This is a genomic window from Chromobacterium sphagni, assembly GCF_001855575.1.
GTDB lineage: Bacteria > Pseudomonadota > Gammaproteobacteria > Burkholderiales > Chromobacteriaceae > Chromobacterium > Chromobacterium sphagni.
In genome coordinates this window covers 248078-267834 of sequence record NZ_MKCS01000002.1, presented here as the reverse complement: position 1 = coordinate 267834, position 19757 = coordinate 248078, and the positions used below count along the sequence as shown (strand labels likewise).

The 19757-nt window shown below is 63.0% G+C and carries 25 protein-coding genes; 8 read left to right on the top strand and 17 right to left on the bottom strand.

Translation table 11 applies throughout. The features are described 5' to 3' along the window. Window positions 1-5: 5 nt before the first annotated feature. Both BI347_RS17095 and BI347_RS17090 read right to left on the bottom strand, forming a co-directional pair. On the bottom strand, window positions 6-905 hold the full coding sequence (locus BI347_RS17095; protein WP_071113965.1) for a LysR family transcriptional regulator: 900 nt from the start codon (window positions 903-905) through the stop codon (window positions 6-8). 171 nt (window positions 906-1076) lie between these two features. Further along, entirely contained in the window at window positions 1077-1862 is a 786-nt protein-coding gene (locus BI347_RS17090) for an enoyl-CoA hydratase (RefSeq protein ID WP_071116552.1), read from the bottom strand. 348 nt (window positions 1863-2210) lie between these two features. Here BI347_RS17090 and BI347_RS17085 point away from each other — a divergent pair, with 348 nt between their 5' ends. Then, window positions 2211-2876, top strand: a complete 666-nt coding sequence (locus BI347_RS17085; RefSeq protein ID WP_071113967.1) for a sulfite exporter TauE/SafE family protein — start codon at window positions 2211-2213, stop codon at window positions 2874-2876. On the opposite strand, the gene BI347_RS17080 is transcribed toward BI347_RS17085, so the two are convergent. Genes BI347_RS17080 through BI347_RS17055 form a run of 6 tightly spaced genes read right to left on the bottom strand, consistent with a single transcriptional unit; the run spans window position 2869 to window position 6957 of the window. After that, window positions 2869-3765, bottom strand: coding sequence for a metal ABC transporter substrate-binding protein (locus BI347_RS17080; RefSeq protein ID WP_071116551.1), 897 nt, complete (start codon window positions 3763-3765; stop codon window positions 2869-2871). The genes BI347_RS17085 and BI347_RS17080 overlap by 8 nt on opposite strands. A 16-nt stretch (window positions 3766-3781) precedes the next feature. Continuing rightward, window positions 3782-4657, bottom strand: a complete 876-nt coding sequence (locus BI347_RS17075; protein ID WP_071113969.1) for a metal ABC transporter permease — start codon at window positions 4655-4657, stop codon at window positions 3782-3784. Next, window positions 4657-5400 (bottom strand): metal ABC transporter ATP-binding protein, encoded by a 744-nt coding sequence (locus BI347_RS17070; protein WP_071113970.1) that lies wholly within the window; start codon window positions 5398-5400, stop codon window positions 4657-4659. The genes BI347_RS17075 and BI347_RS17070 overlap by 1 nt, the downstream gene beginning before the upstream one ends. Further along, a complete protein-coding gene (locus tag BI347_RS17065) occupies window positions 5397-5594 on the bottom strand; it encodes a hypothetical protein (RefSeq protein ID WP_071113971.1) in 198 nt (65 codons plus the stop codon). The genes BI347_RS17070 and BI347_RS17065 overlap by 4 nt, the downstream gene beginning before the upstream one ends. Next, window positions 5591-6508 carry a CobW family GTP-binding protein gene (locus BI347_RS17060; protein WP_071113972.1) on the bottom strand — a complete coding sequence of 306 codons (918 nt, stop codon included), beginning with the start codon at window positions 6506-6508 and terminating at the stop codon, window positions 5591-5593. The genes BI347_RS17065 and BI347_RS17060 overlap by 4 nt, the downstream gene beginning before the upstream one ends. Window positions 6509-6522: 14 nt before the next feature. Then, entirely contained in the window at window positions 6523-6957 is a 435-nt protein-coding gene (locus tag BI347_RS17055; protein ID WP_083339048.1) for a Fur family transcriptional regulator, read from the bottom strand. Between the two features lie 156 nt (window positions 6958-7113). On the opposite strand from BI347_RS17055, the gene BI347_RS17050 reads away from it, so the two are divergent. Both BI347_RS17050 and BI347_RS17045 read left to right on the top strand, forming a co-directional pair. After that, on the top strand, window positions 7114-7542 hold the full coding sequence (locus BI347_RS17050; RefSeq protein ID WP_071116550.1) for a c-type cytochrome: 429 nt from the start codon (window positions 7114-7116) through the stop codon (window positions 7540-7542). Between the two features lie 112 nt (window positions 7543-7654). Further along, window positions 7655-8092: a c-type cytochrome gene (locus tag BI347_RS17045; protein WP_193431061.1), complete on the top strand. Its 438-nt coding sequence runs from the start codon at window positions 7655-7657 to the stop codon at window positions 8090-8092. Between the two features lie 61 nt (window positions 8093-8153). Here the strand turns inward: BI347_RS17045 and BI347_RS17040 are convergent, their stop codons facing one another. Beyond that, entirely contained in the window at window positions 8154-8813 is a 660-nt protein-coding gene (locus BI347_RS17040; protein ID WP_239690940.1) for a cytochrome b/b6 domain-containing protein, read from the bottom strand. A 227-nt stretch (window positions 8814-9040) separates the two neighbouring features. On the opposite strand from BI347_RS17040, the gene tyrS reads away from it, so the two are divergent. Next, window positions 9041-10315 (top strand): tyrosine--tRNA ligase, encoded by a 1275-nt coding sequence (gene tyrS / locus BI347_RS17035; RefSeq protein WP_071116548.1) that lies wholly within the window; start codon window positions 9041-9043, stop codon window positions 10313-10315. 61 nt (window positions 10316-10376) lie between these two features. On the opposite strand, the gene BI347_RS17030 is transcribed toward tyrS, so the two are convergent. The 7 genes from BI347_RS17030 to radC form a co-directional block, all read right to left on the bottom strand. Further along, on the bottom strand, window positions 10377-10931 hold the full coding sequence (locus tag BI347_RS17030; RefSeq protein WP_071116547.1) for a flavin reductase family protein: 555 nt from the start codon (window positions 10929-10931) through the stop codon (window positions 10377-10379). 42 nt (window positions 10932-10973) lie between these two features. Next, window positions 10974-11261 carry a hypothetical protein gene (locus BI347_RS17025; RefSeq protein WP_071116546.1) on the bottom strand — a complete coding sequence of 96 codons (288 nt, stop codon included), beginning with the start codon at window positions 11259-11261 and terminating at the stop codon, window positions 10974-10976. 208 nt (window positions 11262-11469) lie between these two features. Continuing rightward, complete coding sequence (locus BI347_RS17020; protein WP_071113977.1) at window positions 11470-12696, bottom strand: DUF3443 domain-containing protein; 1227 nt, start codon at window positions 12694-12696, stop codon at window positions 11470-11472. 8 nt (window positions 12697-12704) lie between these two features. After that, on the bottom strand, window positions 12705-13154 hold the full coding sequence (locus BI347_RS17015; protein ID WP_071116545.1) for a DUF2844 domain-containing protein: 450 nt from the start codon (window positions 13152-13154) through the stop codon (window positions 12705-12707). 210 nt (window positions 13155-13364) lie between these two features. Next, window positions 13365-13739, bottom strand: coding sequence for an oxidoreductase (locus BI347_RS17010; protein ID WP_071113979.1), 375 nt, complete (start codon window positions 13737-13739; stop codon window positions 13365-13367). A 150-nt stretch (window positions 13740-13889) separates the two neighbouring features. Continuing rightward, the gene (locus tag BI347_RS17005; protein WP_071113980.1) at window positions 13890-14141 is read right to left on the bottom strand and encodes a hypothetical protein; all 252 of its coding nucleotides are present in this window, start codon (window positions 14139-14141) and stop codon (window positions 13890-13892) included. Between the two features lie 112 nt (window positions 14142-14253). Continuing rightward, entirely contained in the window at window positions 14254-14928 is a 675-nt protein-coding gene (radC, locus tag BI347_RS17000) for a RadC family protein (protein ID WP_071113981.1), read from the bottom strand. A 161-nt stretch (window positions 14929-15089) separates the two neighbouring features. Between radC and coaBC the strand changes: the two genes are divergently transcribed. From coaBC to BI347_RS16985, 3 genes are all read left to right on the top strand, one after another. Continuing rightward, window positions 15090-16271, top strand: a complete 1182-nt coding sequence (gene coaBC / locus BI347_RS16995) for a bifunctional phosphopantothenoylcysteine decarboxylase/phosphopantothenate--cysteine ligase CoaBC (RefSeq protein WP_071116544.1) — start codon at window positions 15090-15092, stop codon at window positions 16269-16271. 48 nt (window positions 16272-16319) lie between these two features. Next, window positions 16320-16772: a dUTP diphosphatase gene (dut, locus tag BI347_RS16990; RefSeq protein ID WP_071113983.1), complete on the top strand. Its 453-nt coding sequence runs from the start codon at window positions 16320-16322 to the stop codon at window positions 16770-16772. Window positions 16773-16874: 102 nt separating this feature from the next. Next, window positions 16875-17891 (top strand): GGDEF domain-containing protein, encoded by a 1017-nt coding sequence (locus BI347_RS16985; protein ID WP_071113984.1) that lies wholly within the window; start codon window positions 16875-16877, stop codon window positions 17889-17891. Between the two features lie 7 nt (window positions 17892-17898). On the opposite strand, the gene BI347_RS16980 is transcribed toward BI347_RS16985, so the two are convergent. Further along, window positions 17899-19473 carry a bifunctional metallophosphatase/5'-nucleotidase gene (locus BI347_RS16980; RefSeq protein ID WP_239690939.1) on the bottom strand — a complete coding sequence of 525 codons (1575 nt, stop codon included), beginning with the start codon at window positions 19471-19473 and terminating at the stop codon, window positions 17899-17901. Here BI347_RS16980 and BI347_RS24705 point away from each other — a divergent pair. After that, on the top strand, window positions 19463-19738 hold the full coding sequence (locus tag BI347_RS24705; protein WP_239690938.1) for a hypothetical protein: 276 nt from the start codon (window positions 19463-19465) through the stop codon (window positions 19736-19738). The genes BI347_RS16980 and BI347_RS24705 overlap by 11 nt on opposite strands. The last annotated feature ends 19 nt before the right edge of the window (window positions 19739-19757 follow it).

Sequence of the window (19757 nt, the reverse complement as noted above, 5' to 3'; positions counted from 1 at the left end):
GCGTCTCAGGCAACAGATTGCGGGCACGGCAGTTTCCACACCGCCAACAGCTCCCGCAACAGGGTCTCCAGCACCGGATCACCCGCCCGGTCCGCCGGATAGACAAACTGCAAATCCGCGCTCTTGCGCAATTCCGGCACCAGCCAGACGCGGCCGTCGGCCTGCCAGGCCAGCGCATCCTCCTCGCGCACCAGCGCCACGCCGACGCCGGCGGCCACCAGTTCCAGAATCACCGACAGATGGTCGCTCTCCGCAACCTTCTTCGGCGAGATGTTCAACTCGCGCCACAATTCCGCGGTGATTTTCGACAGGCTGGAAAACTGCGAGATGCCCACCCATGGCAACTTGCCCAGTTCCTTGAGCTTGCCGCCCTCCAGTTGCTCCGCCCAGGACACGGGCAGCGCCACCCGGAACGACAACGTCTGCAGCGGCACGGTACTGACATTCATATAAGGGTTGCGGCCAAGATAGAAGCCGGCGTCCAGCTCTTTCTTGCGCACCAGGTTGAGCACATCCACCGACACCCCGTGGTTCAGTTGCACCTCCAGCAGCGGGTACGCCGCCACCAGCGCCGCCACCCATGGCCCCAGCTTGAGGATGTCCGGCATCAGGGTGACGCCTATCCTGGCCTGGCCAGCCAGCTGGCCTTTCAGCTTGCGCGCATGATTGATGATGTCGCGCGCCGCCCCCAGCACGCCCTGCGCTTCCGGCAACAGCTCCTGCCCGGCCCGGGTGAGGCTCACGCCGCCGGCGTTGCGCTCGAACAACTGCATGCCGACCTCCTCTTCCAGCGCCTTGATCTGGGCAGTCACCGCCGGTTGCGACAGATGCAACAGTTCGGCCGCCTGCGTCAGGTGGCCCTGCTGCGCCACGGTGACAAAGGTCCGCAACTGGTAGATTTCCATGCTCTTCCCTGCAGTTCGATCACAGAGGCCCGGCATGGCTGTCCGCCGGGCCAGTATATGCCAAATGTCGCCTAGGCTAGCACAGGGTTGCCCGTCCGCTCAAAAACAAACCGCCTGCCACTTCGGTTGCTGGCAGGCGGTTGACTCACGACGCGCGCATTGCGCATCGCATCAGTCGTCGTCCTCCTGCACCCAGCCGGGCGCGCGCTTGGCCATGAAGGCGGCCACGCCTTCCACTTGCTCGGCGCTCCCCACCAGGCCCAGCGTGGCGGCGCGTTCGCGCGCCAAGTGCTGTTCCAGAGTCAGGTTGGGGCTGTCTTCGATCAGTTTGCGCGCCACGGCCACCGCGTCCGGCCCCTGCGCGGCGACCTTGTTGGCCAGACTCACCGCCACGATCTTCGCGAAGCCCTGATCCACCACTTCCTCAATCAGGCCTATGCTCAACGCCTTTTCCGCATTCACCACCTCGCCGCCCAGAATGATGCGCTTGGCCCAGGACACCCCCACCTTGTCGGCCAGGGTCTTGGTGCCGCCGGCGGCCGGAATCAGGCCCACCTTGGCCTCCGGCAGGCCCAGCTTGGAGCCGCGTTCGGCGATGATGTAGTCGCACACCAGCGCGCACTCCAGGCCGCCGCCCAAGGCGTAGCCGTTCACCGCCGCCACGGTCACCCCGCGGTAGCCGCGTATCGCCTGCAGCGCATCGGCGAAGGCTTGCAACAGCACATCGGCTGCGGCCTTGTCGCCGGCGGCGAACTGCTTCAGGTCCGCTCCGGCGGAGAAGAAAGCGTCGCCCGCTCCGGTAATCACCACCGAGCGGACGGAATCATCGGCATTCAACGCCTGCAGCGTGGCGGTCAGCTCGTTCAGGCTTTCCGTCGTCAGCAGATTCGCCGGCAGGTTGGAAAGCGTGATGATGGCTGATTTGCCCAGCCGTTCAAGTGTCAGATACCTAGCCATATTGTGTTCCTCACTGTATCCCCATCTATCTTCGTTAGCCTCCCGGCCCGGATCGACCCCGCCTCTACAGCATGGCATCGCTCCCATTTCCGGCCCGGGGCTGGGGCCATCCACCGCGTCATTGCGTTGCAGCGTCTTGCGTCCAGGCGGACATTCTCTTTGCAAACTGTACTTTTAGCCAGTAGGCAAAACAATTATATCCAACCTTTTTTGTAGAATGCTTGTTTCAACAATGCCAAAAAGAATCAGACAAAACGGCTGTCATCCCCACGGCAAGTCCACGCGCCGCAGTATGCAACTTCGTCATGGTCCTCTGTTACCATAGAGCTTTCGTCGGCAGCTTGCGGCATGATTGAAACGAATTTCTGGATTTTGTTCTTGGCCGGACTGCTGGGCGGCGGCCACTGCGTGGGCATGTGCGGCGGCATCGTCGCCGCGCTCACCCTGCACCATCCGGCCGGAACTGCCCGCTGGCGCATCCTGGCCGGCTACAATCTTGGCCGCATCGCCAGCTATGCGCTGATCGGCGCGCTGCTGGGGGCGCTGGCCGCCAGCGGCCTCGGCCTCGCCGCCGCCCATCCCTACCAGCTGGCGCTGCTGGCGCTGGCCAACCTGATGCTGGTGGCGATGGGCCTGTACCTGGCCGGCTGGTCGGCCGCGATAGGCTCGCTGGAGAAACTCGGCCAGCCGGTATGGCGGCGCTTGCAGCCACTGGCGGGCCGCATGCTGCCGATACGCGGCGCCGGCGGCGCGGTGGCGGTGGGCGCGGTATGGGGCTGGCTGCCCTGCGGCCTGGTCTACAGCGCGTCGATCTCGGCGCTGGCCAGCGGCTCGGCATGGCATGGCGCAGGGCTGATGCTGGCTTTCGGCCTGGGCACGCTGCCCAATCTGCTGCTGATGGGGGTGTTCGCCGACGGATTGCGGCGCTGGATGCAACAACGCCCAGTGCGGCTGGCGGCCGGACTGGGCGTGGCGGGACTGGGCGCGTATCGCCTGATCCAGCTGCTTATCTGAACGATTTCATGATGGTTTCGACGTTGTAGCGCACCAATCGCAGATAGCTGGGCGCCGGGCCCTGGGGGCCGGACAACGCGTCGGCGTACAATTGTCCGCCGATCTTCACCTTGGCTTCATTCGACAACTGCTGCAACAGGCGCTTGTCGCTCATATTCTCCATGAACACGGCAGTGACCTTTTCCTGGCGCACCTGGCGCACCAGTTGCGCCACGCCCTTGGCCGACGCCTCGGCCTCGGTGCTCACGCCCTGTATCGCCAGCACCTTCAACTGGTAATGCTCGCCCATGTAGCCGAAGGCGTCGTGCGAGGTCAGCATCTTGCGCCTGGCTGCCGGCACCGCGGCGAACTGCTTCTTCGCCCAGTCGTCCAGCGCCCGCACCTTGGCGGCGTAGTCGGCGGCGCGACGCTGGTATTCGGCCTTGCCGGCCGGGTCGGCCTGAATCAGGCCGGCACTGATATTCTTGATATAGATCTGCACCCGCGACGGATCGTGCCAGGCGTGGGGGTCCAGCTCGCCGTGATCATGGCCATGCTCGTCGGCGGCATGCTCCTCCTCCGGCGCCTGGCGGGTCTTGATGCCCTTGGCGGCCACCACGGTCACGCCTCGGAAGCTGGCCGCCTTGTCCAGCCTCGACATCCAGCCCTCCAGACCCAAGCCGTTCAACACCAGCACCTTGGCGGCGGACACTTTCTTGATGTCGGCTGGCGCTGGCTGGAACACGTGGGCGTCCTGGTCCGGCCCCACCAGCGACACCACCTCGACGCGGTCGCCGCCGATTTCGCGGGTCATGTCGGCGATGATGCTGAAACTGGCCACCACCGGCAGCTTGGCCAGCGCCAGCGCCGGCATGCCCAGCAGCAGCAAGGCGGCTAAAGTCTTCTTCATGCGGTTTTCCTCACTCTTACGATTCAAGATGGCGCGCGCGGATATAGCGCGGCAAAGCCCCGCCCACCGGCGCAAACAGCAAAGACAACAGGTAGACCACGCCGGCCAGCAGGATGATGGCCGGACCGGACGGCAGCTCGAAGTGGTAGGACAGCAGCAGGCCGCCCAGGCCGCTGGCGAAGGCGATGCCGACGGACAGCGCCAGCATCGCCTCGATGCGTTCGGTCCACAGCCGCGAGGTGATCGCCGGCAGCATCATCAGCCCCACCGCCATCAGCGTGCCCAGCGACTGGAAGCCGGCCACCAGGTTCAGCACCACCAGCATCAGGAACAGCAGATGCCACCAGGCGCCGCGCGCGCCCACCGCGCGCAGGTAGACCGGGTCCAGGCTTTCCAGCAGCAGCGGCCGGTAGATCAGCGCCAGGGTCAGCAAAGTAACGCTGGCCACGCCGGACACCAGGTACAGCGCGGCGTTGTCCACCGCCAGCACCGAGCCGAACAGGATATGCATCAGATCGACATTGCTGCCGCCGCGCGACACCAGCAGCACCCCCAATGACAGGGACAGCAGGTAGAAAGCGGCGAAGCTGGCGTCCTCCTTGATGCTGGTGAAGCGGGTGGCCAGGCCGGCCAGCAACGCCACCAGCACGCCGGCGACAAAGCCGCCCAGGCTCATCGCCGGCAAGCTGAGGCCGGCGAACATGAAGCCGACGGCGGCGCCGGGCAGCACCGCGTGGCTCATCGCGTCGCCCATCAGGCTCATGCGCCGCATCACCAGGAACAGCCCTATCGGTCCGGAGCCCAGCGCCAACGCCAGGCAGCCGGCCAGCGCGCGGCGCATGAAGGCGAATTCGACGAAGGGCGAAATCAGTAGATCGTACAGATGTTGCATCAGGCTCTCGCTCCGTCCAGGCCGCAGACCGGCGCTTGCGCCTGCCAATGGGCGGCGGTTTCCACCGCGCGCCGCAGATTGTCCTCGCTCAGCACCGCGGCGCTGTCGCCCCAGGCGATCACCTCGCGCGCCATCAGCAGCGTGTGCGGGAAATGGGTCCTGACCTGCAGCGCGTCGTGCAGCACCGCGATCACGGTGCGGCCCTCCTTGCGCCACTGCGCCACCAGCCGCAGCAGGTCTTCGGTGGTCTTGGCGTCCACCGCGTTGAAAGGCTCGTCCAGCAGGATCAGCCTGGCGTCCTGCACCAGGATGCGGGCGAACAGCACACGCTGAAACTGGCCGCTGGACAGCGCGGCGATGGGCCGCAAGGCGAAATCCGCCAGCCCCACCTGCTCCAGCGCCGCCAGCGAGCGCTCCACGCCGGCGCGCCCCACCTTGCCGAACGGCCCGCTCTTGTGCCACAGGCCGGTGCCCACCAGCTCCAACACGCTCACCGGCATGCTGCGGTCGATTTCGGCCTGCTGCGGCAGATAGGCGATGTCGGCGCGGCGATAGCCGTTCAGGTCCACATTGCCGGAATCCGGCGTCAGCGCGCCTATCATCGCCTTCAGCAGCGTGCTCTTGCCGGCGCCGTTCGGCCCGCAGATGGCGGTGGCGTCGCCTTCGGCGAAGCGGCCGCTGATGTGATGCACCGCGGGGTGGCGCTGGTAAGACACCGTGAGATTGTTCAGGACGATGCTCATGCCAGCTCCTGCAATGCCCACCACACCAGCAGCCACAGGGCGGCGAGCGGCAGCAACGCCAGCGCCAGGCGCTGGCCGGCAGACATCGCCAGCAGGCTGAGCGGCGCGCGCAGCGTGGCCGGGGTCAGATGTTGATGGCTATGCGGGCGGTGGGGGGCGTGGCCATGCGAATGGCCGCCTGACGATTCGCTCATTCCAGGCACTCCTTCAGCCATTGCTCCATCTGGGCAGCGTCGAATTGCGGCGCAATCAGCTCGAAGCGGCTGTCGCGGCGCCAGGACACCTGGGCGGCGCCCCACTGCCCGGCCGCCCAGTTCAGCCACACCCAGCTGTCCAGCACGCGGAACACGCCCTTGGCGCGCACGAGACCCGGCACCTTCTTAGGCAAATCGTCGAACAGCCGCGTCAGACGCTCGCCGTCGAAATTCAGTTCCGGCTCGAAGGTCCAGCCGGCCGACTGCCATTCGCTGGCGATGTCCGGTAGCACCGCAGGCCGGTAGCGCGGCTTGGCCGCCAGCTCGGCGTCCAGCCAGGCCACGTCCAATTCGCCGTTGCGCACCTCACCCACAAGCGATTTGGGCGGAAACAGCGCCGCCGCCTGCTGGCGGAAGGCGTCCATGGTCGGGATGTCGGCGGTGTCTATCTTATTGGCCACCAGCACGTCGGCGATCGATATCTGGTCGCGGTACAGCGGCTGGCGATGGTAGTCGGGCTGGATGAACTGACGCGGGTCCACCAGCGTCAGCACCGCCGCCACCTCCAGCGCGTCGCCCAGCGGCTTGGCGCGCAGCTCGTCGATGACGCCGGCGGCGTGGGCCAGGCCGCTGGCTTCGACCAGCAAGCGGTCGGGCTTCTCGCGCCGCAGCAATGTCGCGACGGTGGCGGTCATTTGCGGACCGGCCACGCAGCACAGGCAGCCGCCGGCGATCTCCGCCACCGCCAGCTCGTCGTTCAGCAGCGCGGCGCCGTCTATGCCCACCTCGCCGAATTCGTTGACGATCACCGCCCACTTTTCATGCGCGGGACGATGGGAGATCAGATGTCGCAGCGCGGTGGTCTTGCCCACGCCCAGAAAGCCGGTAAACAGATTGACTTTGGTCTTGTTCATGATTGTTTGGCGATTCAAATGGCACAGGACTGGCAACGGCCAGCCAGCACCAGGTTCTGCGGGCTGAGGGCGAAGCCTGCCGCCTGCGCCATTTCGCGCAAGGTGGCGAGGCCGCTGGCGGCGTCCACCTCATTGACGCGGCCGCATTGCTCGCACACCAGAATCAGGCTTTCATGCTGGCAATCGAAATGGTCGCAGACGATGAAGCCGTTGAGCGCATCCACCTTGTGCAGCAGGCCGTGCTCCACCAGAAAGTCGAGCGCGCGGTAGACCGTGGGAGGCGCGGCCGCGCCGCGCTCCTGCTGCAAATCGGCCAGCACCTGGTAGGCCTTGACCACGCCGCTGCGCTTCAACACCAGCTCCAGCACCTGGCGGCGCAAGGCGGTGAGCTTGCTGCCGCGCCCGGCGCAATGCCGCTCGGCGGCGGCAAGATAAGAAGATTGGTCCATGGAAGCCATTGGGAAGGAAACCGGATCAGTAGATGTTGCAAATGTTACTATATAACATCACGAAGCGGCAACCCTTTACATATTGCGGGTTTTGACAGTCCCGACGCTGTGATACGCTGACCAGCGGCATTTTCCACCACTTCCAAAGGGATATTCATGAAAAAGATGTTGCTCGGCATGGCAGCGACGCTGATCGCCAGCCAAACCATTGCCGCCGATCCGATCAGCCAGCGCAAGGACGCGCTCAAGCAGTACAAGCCGGTCATCGGCGCGATGGGAAAAATGGTGAAAGGCGACACGCCGTACAACAAGGACGAGTTCGCCAAGCTGGCCAGCCAGTTGGAAGCGCTGTCGCAAAAACCGTGGCAGTACTTTCCGGCAGGCAGCGGCGTCGGCAAGACCGATGCCCGCCCGGAAATCTGGAGCAAGCCGGCGGACTGGCAAAAGGCCATCGACAACCACCAAGCCGCCACCGCCAATCTGAAACAAGTGGCCCAGGCCGGCGACCTGGCCGCGGTCAAGAAGGCTTTTGCCGACACCCAGCAGACCTGCAAGGCCTGTCACAAGGACTTCCGCAAGGATTGATCTCCGGGGCCGTCCGGCCCCATTGCCCCCCTCTGCCGCTTTACTGCCGATATAATGGCCACCGGCCCGCAAATCGTCGCGCGCCAGTTTGCCTACCCACAGTAGAGTGACCATGAAAAAGATACTGACCGCGCTGCTATTGGCAGCGATCGCCGTCCCCGCCGCCCACGCCGACACCCCGGCGGAAATCCGCACCAAAGCCTTCAAGAAGATGCTGCTGACTTTCGAGCCGCTGGGCATGGTGGCGCGCGACCGCGCGCCCTACAACAAGGCGCAGTTCCAGCAGCAGGCGGAAACGCTGAAACAGCTGGCCGCCGAGCCGTTCAAGCACTTCCCCGCCGGCAGCATCAGCGGCAGCAGCCGCGCCAAACCGGAAATCTGGAGCCAGCCGGCCAAGTTCGAGGCCGACCGCGACGCCTTCCTGAAGTCGGTGGGGGATCTGGCCGCCATCGCTAAGAACGGCGACCTGGCAGCGGTCAAAAAGGGCTACGGCCAAGTGGCGCAAAACTGCAAAACCTGTCACGACAGCTTCCGCGGACCGGAAAAGTAAGCCTGCGATCACGCAGAAAAGCCGGCGCACGCCGGTTTTTTTGCCGAAACAAACCCTGCCGCTATTGCAGCAAGGCGAAGTACAAGCCCCCCGCCGACAGCAGCAATGCCAGCAAAGCCAGCGCGCCATGGGCGAAATGCAATTGCGGCTTGCGGCCAGCCATGCGCTTGTAGCCGGTCAGCATCGGCAGCAACAGATTCTGCTTCTTCACCACCCGATACAGAACGATGGCCGCCACATGCAGCGCCACCAAACCCAGCAAGCCGTTGAACAACAGCTTGTGCACGCTGGTCAGCGACTCGGCCAGCGAACTGTCGACATGCCTGGCCAGCGGACCATCGAACAGATAGCTGTCCACATCTGCGGCAAACAAGCCGGTCAGCACCTGGAATGCCAGCGCCAACAACATCGCCACCACCATCCAGCCGCCCAGCGGGTTATGGCCGGGCGCCTCGTGCTCCGGCAATTCGCCCCTCAGATAGCGCAGGATGGCGCGCGGCCCCCTGACGAAGCTGGAGAAACGCGCGGTCTGGCTACCCGCCACGCCCCAGATCAGACGGAACAGCAGCAGCGACGCCATCGCCACCCCGCCATAGATGTGATACTGCAGCCACTCGCCGCCCCGCTCAGCGCAGAACCACATGGCGGCGAACAGCGCCACCAGCGTCCAGTGAAACAATCGGGTGGGCATATCCCATACCTTGACCTGCTGCGACATCATCGACTTCCCTTCCTGATCCGGCATCCCGCTATTTTGCCGCATCGCGGCGGCCAGGCATACCGCGCACCCGCAATCCACCTCAACAATGTGGTCAACCCAGCGCAATTTCCGCTCATTTTCGGTTAAGATTGTTGTTTCTCCGGCTGCGCGCTTGGCGCGGCCGGACCTGTTTTCCGCGACGGCCCTGAGTGGGCCGTTGTTTTCTACCGTGTTGGAGACCCAGTCAAATGACGCAAACCGCCCTTCTTCAGGATCTAGAGGCCCGTGGCCTGATCGCGCAAACTACCGATATGGCTGCGCTGCAAGACCTTCTGAACAAGGAAACGGTTACGCTTTATTGCGGCTTCGACCCCACCGCCGACAGCCTGCACATCGGCAGCCTGGTGCCCATCCTGATGCTCAAGCGCTTCCAGCAGGCGGGCCACCGCCCGGTGGCGCTGGTGGGCGGCGCCACCGGCATGATAGGCGACCCCAGCTTCAAGGCCAGCGAGCGCAAGCTGAACACTCCGGACATCATCGAAAGCTGGGTGGCGAAGATCCGCGCCCAGGTGGCGCCCTTCCTCAGCTTCGAAGGCGACAACGCCGCGGTGATGGCCAACAACTACGACTGGTTTGGCGGCATGGGCGCGCTGGAGTTCCTGCGCGACATCGGCAAGCACTTCTCGGTCAACGCCATGATCAAGAAAGAAGCGGTGCAGCAGCGCATCGCCCGCGAAGACCAGGGCATCTCCTACACCGAGTTCTCCTACAGCCTGCTGCAAGGCTACGATTTCTCGGAACTGAACCGCCGCCTGGGCTGCCAACTGCAGATCGGTGGCTCCGACCAGTGGGGCAACATCACCGCCGGCACCGACCTTACCCGCCGTCTGAACCAGACCCAGGTCTTCGGCCTGACCATGCCGCTGGTGACCAAGTCCGACGGCACCAAGTTCGGCAAGACCGAATCCGGCACCATCTGGCTGGACGCCAAGAAGACTTCTCCCTATGCCTTCTACCAGTTCTGGCTGGCCACCGCCGATGCCGACGTCTACAAGTTCCTGCGCTACTTCTCCTTCCTGTCGGTAGCGGAAATCGCCGCCATCGAAGAAGCGGACAAGAACCGCGAAGGCAAGCCGGAAGGCCAGCGCATCCTGGCGGAACAGGTGACCGCGCTGGTGCACGGCCAGGCCGCGCTGGAAGCGGCGCAGCGCATCACCCACAGCCTGTTCAGCAACGATCTGTCCAGCCTCACGGCGGAGGACTTTGCCCAACTGGCACAAGACGGCCTGCCCTGCGTCAAGCTGGAAGCGGCCCACAGCGGCCTGGTGGACGCGCTGGCCGCGGCAAGCCTCGCCAAGTCCAAGACCGAGGCGCGCACCTTCATCCAGAGCGGCGCGGTCAGCATCAACGGCGTCAAAGCGGAAAGTCTGGATCATGCCATCCGCGCAGAAGAGCGCCTGTTCGGCCAGTACACGCTGCTCAAGCGCGGCAAGAAGCTGTACGCGCTGGTGGACTGGCAGTAAGCCTGCCGCGGCAAACCCAAAAGCCCGTCGATTGACGGGCTTTTTTGCGCCAGACCGCCGGCTAGACCACGCTGAAGGCTTCCCCGGTGGCGAAGAACGCCCCGCCGGCGATGTAATGCAGGCTGCGCCGGACATCGTCGGAAAAGTGCCAGCGGCCGTCGCGGAACACCCCGTCGTCGGCCTGCGCGGCCACCACTTCGCCGATGAACAGGTCGTAGCGCTGCTGGTTGTGCGGCTCCGGCACCACCTTGCATTCCAGGTAGGCCAGGCAATCCGCCACGCGCGGCGCTCCGACCCGCTGCGCCGGCTGCGGCTGTAAACCGCTGACGGAAAACTTGTTCCGCTCACGCCCGCTGTCCGAGCCCGCGCTCAGCACCTGCCCGGCCTGCGCGCGGCAGGGAATATTGAGGATAAACTCGCCGGAGACCTCGATCAGCTCGCGGCTATAGGTGGATTTGTCGATCACCACCAGCACCTTGGGCGGGTCGAAATCCAGCGGCATCGCCCAGGCCGCCGCCATCACGTTTTGCCGCCCGCCCGCCGCGCTGCTCACCAGCACGGTGGGGCCGTGGTTCAGCAACCGGTAGGCCTTGGCCAGTTCCACATCCGCCAGCATCGCCGTCTCCTTGCGCAAAACCACCTTTCTAGCAGCAGCAAATCAATGCAGCGCCGGCAATTCCAAATGGCACAGCTGGCGCTGCAGCTGCGCGTCACGCGCCAGGATCTCCTCGAACAGCTTGCTGCGCGCGGCGATGTGGTGATCGAAGCGCCAGTCCCTAAGCAAGGCCATGCCCAGCTCGAAATACTGTGGCTCAATCTGGAACAGGCGCCGCAGATCGAAAGGCACGCCCAATTGCAGATTCGCGACCAGTTGCAACAATACCTCGGTCTGTTGTCGATCCACGCTCTGTTCCAGCAACAGGCGTATCTTCTTTGCTGCGTTCACACATATTCCACGCTCAAAATGACATAAAAATTTAGCATGGAATAAATATTTTCGTAACTGACTTTTCGTGCCGGCCATATAACAAAAAAAGGCCCGGGGTTCGCCGGGCCAGTTTGCCATTATCCTCAAGCACAAAGACAGAGGAGATGTCATCGTGATGACAGTTGCGTTATAGACAAGATATTGCTGCACTGCAAGATCAAGCGCATCAGAAAATATACATGGCGCCGCTGCCCAAGGGATTGCTGCTGCCGGCAAAACCTATATACACGCTGCGGCCATAGAAAAATGGCAGGCCCCAGTCGAAATCGCCGGAAAGGCTGCCCGTCATCGGCGCCCCGATGCTGGGAAAAGCCGCATAACTGCTGTTGTTGAGCACTTGCGCGTCGATCAGATTGAAATTGACCGTACTGCTGCTGCTGCCGCTGGACAGGGTGGCGCTCAAATTAAGCTGCGAACCCGGGCAATACCAGGTGCTGCCGGCTACTTGGCAAGTGGTGATGCTGTTGTCGGTGAAATACAGAATGTTGGAGCCGCTGTCGATGAAGCTGGGGTAAGTCTGTCCCTTGTAAATGCCGGTGATGGTGAAGCCATCGCTGGAAACCCGATAGGCCTTGGCCGAAGAGGCAATCGCGTTGTTGGACTGGGTACCGATGCCAAAGGTCAGGCTGCCCTGCACCGTCGCCTGGCCTGTTATCGGTATGCTGGGCAATTGCAACAGCACGCCGTTATTGTCGGCGGCGAAGCTCGCCACCGGATTGGACACCTGTTGCGCCAGCGGCACGGTGCCAGGCTGGCAAGTCAATGCGGTCGGGCACTGATAATAGAAACCGCTCACGACCGTATTGGCGCAACTACTGCCGCAATCCTGTTTGTTGAGACCGACGCCTATGATGCCGTTGGCCCCCAATCCAGCCAGATTCCCCTCGTTGGAGCCGGTATTCGCGCAAGCGGAGGGCACGGTGGTGTAAACCGGGTCCGAAATCACCTGGATCGGCACCGAACTAGCCACCTCCCCCGCCATCCGCACATCCGCCACATTGACCGCGCCCCAGGTATAGCCATCGGCGAACTGCGCGCACTCCACCACTTGCCTGCCGTTTACCAGCTGGCTGCCCAGAGCATTCCGCACTGAACTCCCCAGTACCGACGACAGCACCCGCAGGCCGCTGGAGCCGGTATCCACCAGCACATGATCTATGGTCTGACAGTTGCTGGTGCTGCCCGGCGCGCATAAGGTCACCGACACATAGGGAATATTCAACTGCCCCAGAGCACCGCTGGGACCATTGTCCACCGTCATGGTTACATTATTGGCAGTGCTGCTGCCATTGTTGCCGTTGGAAATCGAAGCGCCATCCCCGCCACCGCCGCCGCCTCCGCAACCCGCCAGAGCCAGGATCAACACGAACAAGCCAAACAGAATCTTTTTCATGTCGCCCCCTATTTAAGTTGATCCGGCGTGACACCAACCGGCATCAGCGCGCTGTCGTAGGCAAAGCCCTTGAATGCCCCCATGCGGCCGTGCGAGCGCACGATGAAGCTACCAACCTGCCCCTGCATCACATTCAAGCCATTGCGGTTGCTTTGCTGGGCCTGACGGTAGGCGGGAAAATAACTGCCCAGCAATTGCTGCAGATCAGGCTGGCTGCTGCCGCTCCAGGCCACAGCGAATACCGTGCCGTTGGACGCGGCATACTGCTTGATCAGCCGCCCGGCCGCATCCTGGCTCTGCTGCACGCTGAAAGCCCCGCCAGTCGGACTGAGCGCGGCCATCTGTCTGCCGGAGCCAGTTGCCGTCGGCGCGGAGTCCAGTCTCTGCCCAAGCTCGGCGCAGGCCAGGGCAGGCACGGCGAGCAACAACAACAAAACATTCGAAGATGCCTTCATCATTTTGTTTTCCTCTTGCGTTTAGCCAAGACTGCGATGCCACGCCATCACAACGGCATGATTTCAACCACTTAACACCTTCAGCATACAAGATTGCCAGCTTGGCGACCCGCTCCAACTTGTTAATAAAAAACGGGAGGCCAAGGCCTCCCGCTTTCCCTCTTCCAGCCGCCCGGCCACACCAAAACCGCCGCGCCGCGTTGTCCTTTCACATCAGTAAGTTAACTCGTCATGCCGGGTATCCACCCACTGCCCCGCCCCGAGCGACAGCATCAGCAAGGCCACGCGCTCATGCACGATCACGGTATGGGTGTTGCCGGAAAACTGCATGTAGCGCCGCAGATCCTCCCTCACCTTGCGCGAGCCGGTGACGTCGATGATGATGTCCACCCGCTCGCCCTGTTCTGCGATCTCGATGAAATTGGCAGTGACCGCCACGCCCCGCTCCTTGGCCAGCAGCACCCCCGGCAGTTGCAGATCCAGATCCGCCACCCCCACCATCTCCACAAATGGCGCATCCAGCAGCTGCTTCAGCAAAGGCGTTCCGGTCTCTCCCACGCCAACCATGCCGATTCTGAATTTTTGCATATATCCCCACCTGTCCATTTATGCCTAGCGTATAAGCGCCATCACTGTAGATCATTGATTGCAAAACCGACTTGAGGTAGGTCAAACCCCGACCGTCAAATGACATGGCCCGGCGCGAGCCGGGCCATCCCGTTGCAGGCATGACGCCGTTCAATGCAGATTCTGCTGCGACAGGAAACGCAGGTAGCCCAGGCCCTCCAGCCAGAAGCCACCATCGGCCAGCGGCGTGGCATCGGTCAGATCGGCCACGGTCAACACCAGTTCCTGGCCATCCAGATTGGCTTCCAGCACCACGTCGTCGTCATCGGAGAACTCTTCGGAAACCGTATGGAAGTCCGGCTTGACGAACTGGTTGTTGACCTGAATGTAGTCGGACTCATTCAGCAAACGCAGAATGTTCATGATGGCCTCCTCTTGATGCGGTGGGGAACAAGGTCAAACGGACAGTTACGTTTCGCAAACCCCGTAATCAGACAGCGGCACTGTCGAACCGCCATCGCATCGAAACCTGCATCTACAGCCAACCACGTTCGGCAAACGATTCCGCGTGTCCGCCAGTCACCACGAAATGATCCAGCAATTTGACGTCAACCAGCGCCAGCGCGCTCTTGAGCGTATCGGTCAGCGCCCTGTCCGCGGCGGATGGCTCGCTCACCCCGGAAGGATGATTGTGAGCCACGATCACCGCCGCCGCATTATGCCGCAAGGCGCGGCGCAACACCTCGCGCGGATACACCCTGGTTTCGGTCAACGTTCCCTTGAACACTTCTTCGACCTCGATCAAGCGGTTTTGTGCCGTCAAAAATATCACAACAAATATTTCAACTTCGCGCCGGCCTATGCTCAGCCGCAGGTAATCCCGCACCTGCTGCGGACTGGACAGCGCGTCGCCCAGCTGCATGGACTCGGACAGCGCCCGCCGCGCAAGCTCGGTGCAAGCCATCAGCTGCGCGTACTTGGCTTCGCCCAGCCCCGGCCTGGACTTGAACTCCGGTAGCGTCGCGGTCAGCAGCCGCGACAAGGAACCGAAATCCTGCAACAGGCGCCGCGCCAGCTCCACCGCATTGACGCCCTTGATGCCGGTGCGCAGGAAGATCGCCAGCAACTCGGAATCGTTGAGGGAAGCGGCTCCCTGCTGCAACAACTTCTCGCGCGGGCGCTCCGACTCGGGCCAACTGGCAATCGACATTGCGCATCCTCCCTCTGGCTATAGCATTGTTTGTGTCTACTGGCCAACAAGATAGCAACAAGCAATGACATTAACATGCAACAATCTGCCGACGCCAGAACCACCACGCGGCCAAATCCGCTAAAATGGCCAGTTTACGGCTGCTTTGCGAAGACATAACGATGACTGCCAAACGCATTCTTCTCGGCATCAGCGGCGGCATCGCCGCCTATAAATCGGCGGAACTGACCCGGCAGCTGATCAAGGCCGGCCATCAGGTGGAAGTGGTGATGACCGAATCCGCCACCCGCTTCGTGACGCCCGCCACCTTCCAGGCGCTGTCCGGCAACACGGTCTACACCGACCTGTGGGACCCGCGCCCCAGCAACGCGATGGCGCACATCGAGCTGTCGCGCCGGGCCGACGCGTTCCTGATCGCGCCCGCCACAGCCAACCTGCTGTTCAAGCTGGCGCACGGCGCCTGCGACGACCTGATCTCCACGCTGGCGGCCGCCCGCACCTGCCCGCTGATCGTCGCCCCGGCGATGAACCTGCAGATGTGGCAGAACCCGCCCAACCAGCGCAATCTGGCGCAGCTGCGCGCCGACGGCGTAACCGTGTTCGGACCCGGCAACGGCTCCCAGGCCTGCGGTGAAACCGGTGACGGCCGCATGCTGGAACCGCACGAAATTGTCGAGCTGCTGAACGGCTTCTTTGCCGACAAACTGCTGGCCGGCAAAAAGGTGCTGCTCACCGCCGGCCCGACCTACGAGGCGATAGACGCCGTGCGCGGCATCACCAACATCAGCTCCGGCAAGATGGGCTACGCGCTGGCGCGTGCCTGCCGCGACGCCGGCGCCGAAGTCACCCTGGTGTCCGGCCCCACCGGCATGCCGGCACCGCAGGACATCCGCCGCGTCGATGTCGCCAGCGCCGCCGACATGCAGCAGGCGGTGCTGACGGAAGTGGGCAGCACCAATGTGTTCATTTCGGTGGCGGCCGTGGCCGACTACAAGGTGAAAAACCGCAGCGAGCACAAGATCAAGAAAGGCGCCGTCGCCCCGACCATCGAGCTGGAAGAAAATCCCGACATCCTGGCCACCGTCGCCGGCCTGCCCGCCGCGCCGTTCTGCGTCGGCTTCGCCGCCGAGAGCCAGAACCTGCTGGAGTTCGCCGAGGCCAAACGCCGGCGCAAGAAGCTGCCGCTGCTGGTGGCCAACCTGGCGCAACAGGCGATGGGCGCCGACGACAACCAGGTGGTACTGCTGGACAATGCCGGCCAGCACCCTCTGCCGCAAATGCCCAAAGACGAAGTGGCGCGCGCCATCGTCCGCCATCTGGCGCGCCTGCTCCCCAGCCGCTGAATACCCATCCCGGCGGCCTGCTGGCCGCCAACGACTTGAGGACACACCATGCAACCCGTTATCGACGTCAAGATCCTGGACGCGCGCCTGCGCGAAAACCTGCCGGCCTACGCCACTTCCGGCTCGGCCGGCCTGGATCTGCGCGCCGCCATCGATCAGGACCTGACCATCGCCCCGGGCGAAACCCACCTGATCCCCACCGGCCTCTCCATCCACCTGGACAATCCGGGCCTCGCCGCCATGCTGCTGCCCCGCTCCGGCCTGGGCCACAAGCACGGCATCGTGCTGGGCAATCTGGTCGGCCTGATCGACTCCGACTACCAAGGCCAGGTATTCGTTTCCATCTGGAACCGCGGCTGCGAGCCGTTCCGCCTGGTGCCGATGGAGCGCATCGCCCAGATGGTGATCGTGCCGGTGGTGCAGGTGGGCTTTAAGCTGGTTGACGATTTCGAACAATCCGAGCGCGGCAGCGGCGGTTTCGGCAGCACCGGACGCGGCTGAGCCGACCGGCATTCGCCCCTCCCCACAGGGGTGGGCGCTTGCCTATAATCGGGAATGCGATGGCGCCGCCAAACCAAGCGCCGCCCGTCCAGGAGTCTCCCTATGATGCAGACACCGCTTCCCGATCAGAATGAAAGCAAGCTGATTCTCGACAACCTAGTCGAGCTGACATCGCAGCGCGAGCAGGAAATGCTGGAGTCCAGCCTGCTTTCAACCCTGATAGAGGTCATGCACGTCGAACGAGTAGAGCTGTTCGCCTGCCGTTGGGTCAACAACACGCCCTACATCCGCCGGCGGCTGGAAGCCAGTGCCAGCCCCGGCAAACCCGTCATCAGCGAAACATCCGACGATGGCTGGCAGCAGCCGCCCACCGTCCTCCACGACCTGCTCGACCAGCCGGCAGGCGACGACAGCCTCCACCATCCCCCCGGCCGAATCTGCATGCCGCTGCGCTGCATGGGCAGCATCGCCTCGCTGCTGATCATCCATACTTCACAATTCCAGGCCAATCACGCCATGCTCAGAGCGATGGCGCGGATACACGAGAACTTCCTGCGCCTGCTGTTCGAAGCCGACCGCGACATGCTGACCGCGCTGCACAACCGCCGCAAGTTCGACCAGCGCTTCTACAGCCTGATCGCCTCGCTGCAACATCCGCAGACCCCGCAGAACCCCTACATCCTTGCACTGTTGGACGTGGACATGTTCAAGCGCGTGAACGACCGCTTCGGCCACATGGTGGGCGACGAGGTGCTGCTGTTGCTGGCCCAGTTGATGCAGCAAAGCTTCGGCGAAGAGGACGGGCTGTTCCGCTACGGTGGCGAGGAGTTCGCGCTGCTGCTGCGGGGTTCGGACATCGAGCAGGCGGAAATGGCGCTGGAGCGCTTCCGTATCAAGGTGGCGCGCCACGCCTTTCCCCAGGTCCAGAACGTCACCATCAGCATAGGCTACACCCGTATCCACCCCGCCCTGCTGCCCGGCCAACTGGTGGAACAGGCCGACCGCGCGCTCTACTACGCCAAGAGCCATGGCCGCAACCAGGTCTGCGGCTACGAGAAACTGGTGGCCGACGGCGCGCTGGAAATTCAGCAGTTGAGCGGGCAGATCGACTTCTTCTGAGCGGCGCTCAGGGCCGCTGGATGATGCGGTTCAACTGCGGCACCGCCACCATCGGCCTTGTCTGGAAATAGTCCTCCAGCGCATTCACATCCACCACGCCACCCACCCGGTTGCCCCCCTTGGTCAATACAGTGAAACCATCGCCGCCGCCAGCGATGAAGTTGTTGACCTGCACCCGGTAGGCCGCCTGCGGATCAATCGCCACGCCATTGATCTTGATGCTGGAAATATCCACCTTGTTGCCTGCGGGGGCCGATTGGCTCCACTCATAGCTGAAGCCGGCCGACACCTGCAGGATCTTGGGCTGGGTCGGATTGCTCCACTGCTGCTCCAGCAATTGGTCGATTTGCTGGCCGGTGAGCGTCATGGTCATCATGGTGTTGCCGAAAGGCTGGACGGTATAGATCTGCTGGTAGCTGACGCCGCCGCCAGCCGCCGGCGCGATGTCGGCGCGGATGCCGCCCGGATTCATGAAGGCAGCCACCGCGCCCTGCTCCCGGCCAGCCGCCAGCTGGGAATCCGCAATCACATCGCCCAGCGTCGATTCGCCAGCCGCGTTAACCCCGCGAGTCAAGGCGCCTGCCGCCTGCCCCACCACCCGGTTGGCGATGGAAGCCACCAGAGACTGATAGATTTTGATCAGGCTGGTCACTTCAGCGCGCGGCGCGATGTCCTGGCCTACCAGCCGGTTGGCTGCCTGAATCGATCCCGGCACAAAGCCTTTGGTCGCGGGATCCAGCTTGAAATCTATCTCGGTGAACAACTGGCCGTAATTCTTGGCGCTGGTCACCCGGCGGCCGTCTATCACGCAGTTGTAGGCCTGATGGGTATGGCCGGTGACCACTAGCCCCACCGCCTTGTCCAGCTTGCCCACGATGTCGACGATGGGACCGGAGACTCCATTGCAATCGTTGAAGCTGCCTGACTGATAACCGCCCTCGTGCACCACCACCACCACCGCCGCCACACCCTGCTGCTTCAGCTTGGGTATCAACTGATTGACGGTATCGGCTTCATCCTTGAAGTTCAGGCCCTGGAGGCCAGTGGGAGAGACGATTTCCGGCGTGCCTTTCAAGGTCATGCCGATGAAAGCCACCGGAATATTGCCGTACTTCTTGATTTCGTAGGCCGGGAACAGCGTGCCGCCATCCGGCTTTTGCACATTGGCGGCCAGGAACTTGAATTTCGCGCCGACAAACTTGCCGCCGTTCTGGCAAGTGGTGGCTGAGCCCGGTTTGCAGCCGCCGTTCTGCATCCGCAGCAATTCAGCTTGGCCGTCGTCGAATTCGTGATTACCCACCGCGTTGATGTCCAGACCCAGCAGATTCATCGCCTCTATCGTCGGCTCGTCATGGAATAAGCCGGATACCAGCGGGCTGGCGCCTATCAGGTCACCGGCGGACACCACCACGGTGTTGGGCGACTTGTCGCGCAGCGACTTCACCCAGGCCGCCAGATAATCGACGCCGCCGGCATTCACCTTGATGGTCTTGCCCGGATTGGCAGGGTCCGGCACCGTCAGCATACCGGGAGACTCCAGATTGCCATGGAAATCATTGAAGGCGATCAGCTTGACTGCCACTGGCGCGCCGCTCGGCACCTGTTGGTCATTATTTTCGCCGCGATTGGATGCCACGGAAGAAGAATCGGACATGCAGGCGGCCAGCGCCAGCGTAACGCTCAAGCAAAGGCTCAGCGGAATCAGTTTCATTGACTTGCTCCATTGTTATGTTGACAGTCCGCTGCCGGCCGCTGCCACAGCCAAACATCGCAATCCGCCAACATACACAAGAAAAATGACATTTAAAAACAAAAAACTGATTTTTAATAAAATTAAATTCCAATAACTTGCAATTTCGCAACAAG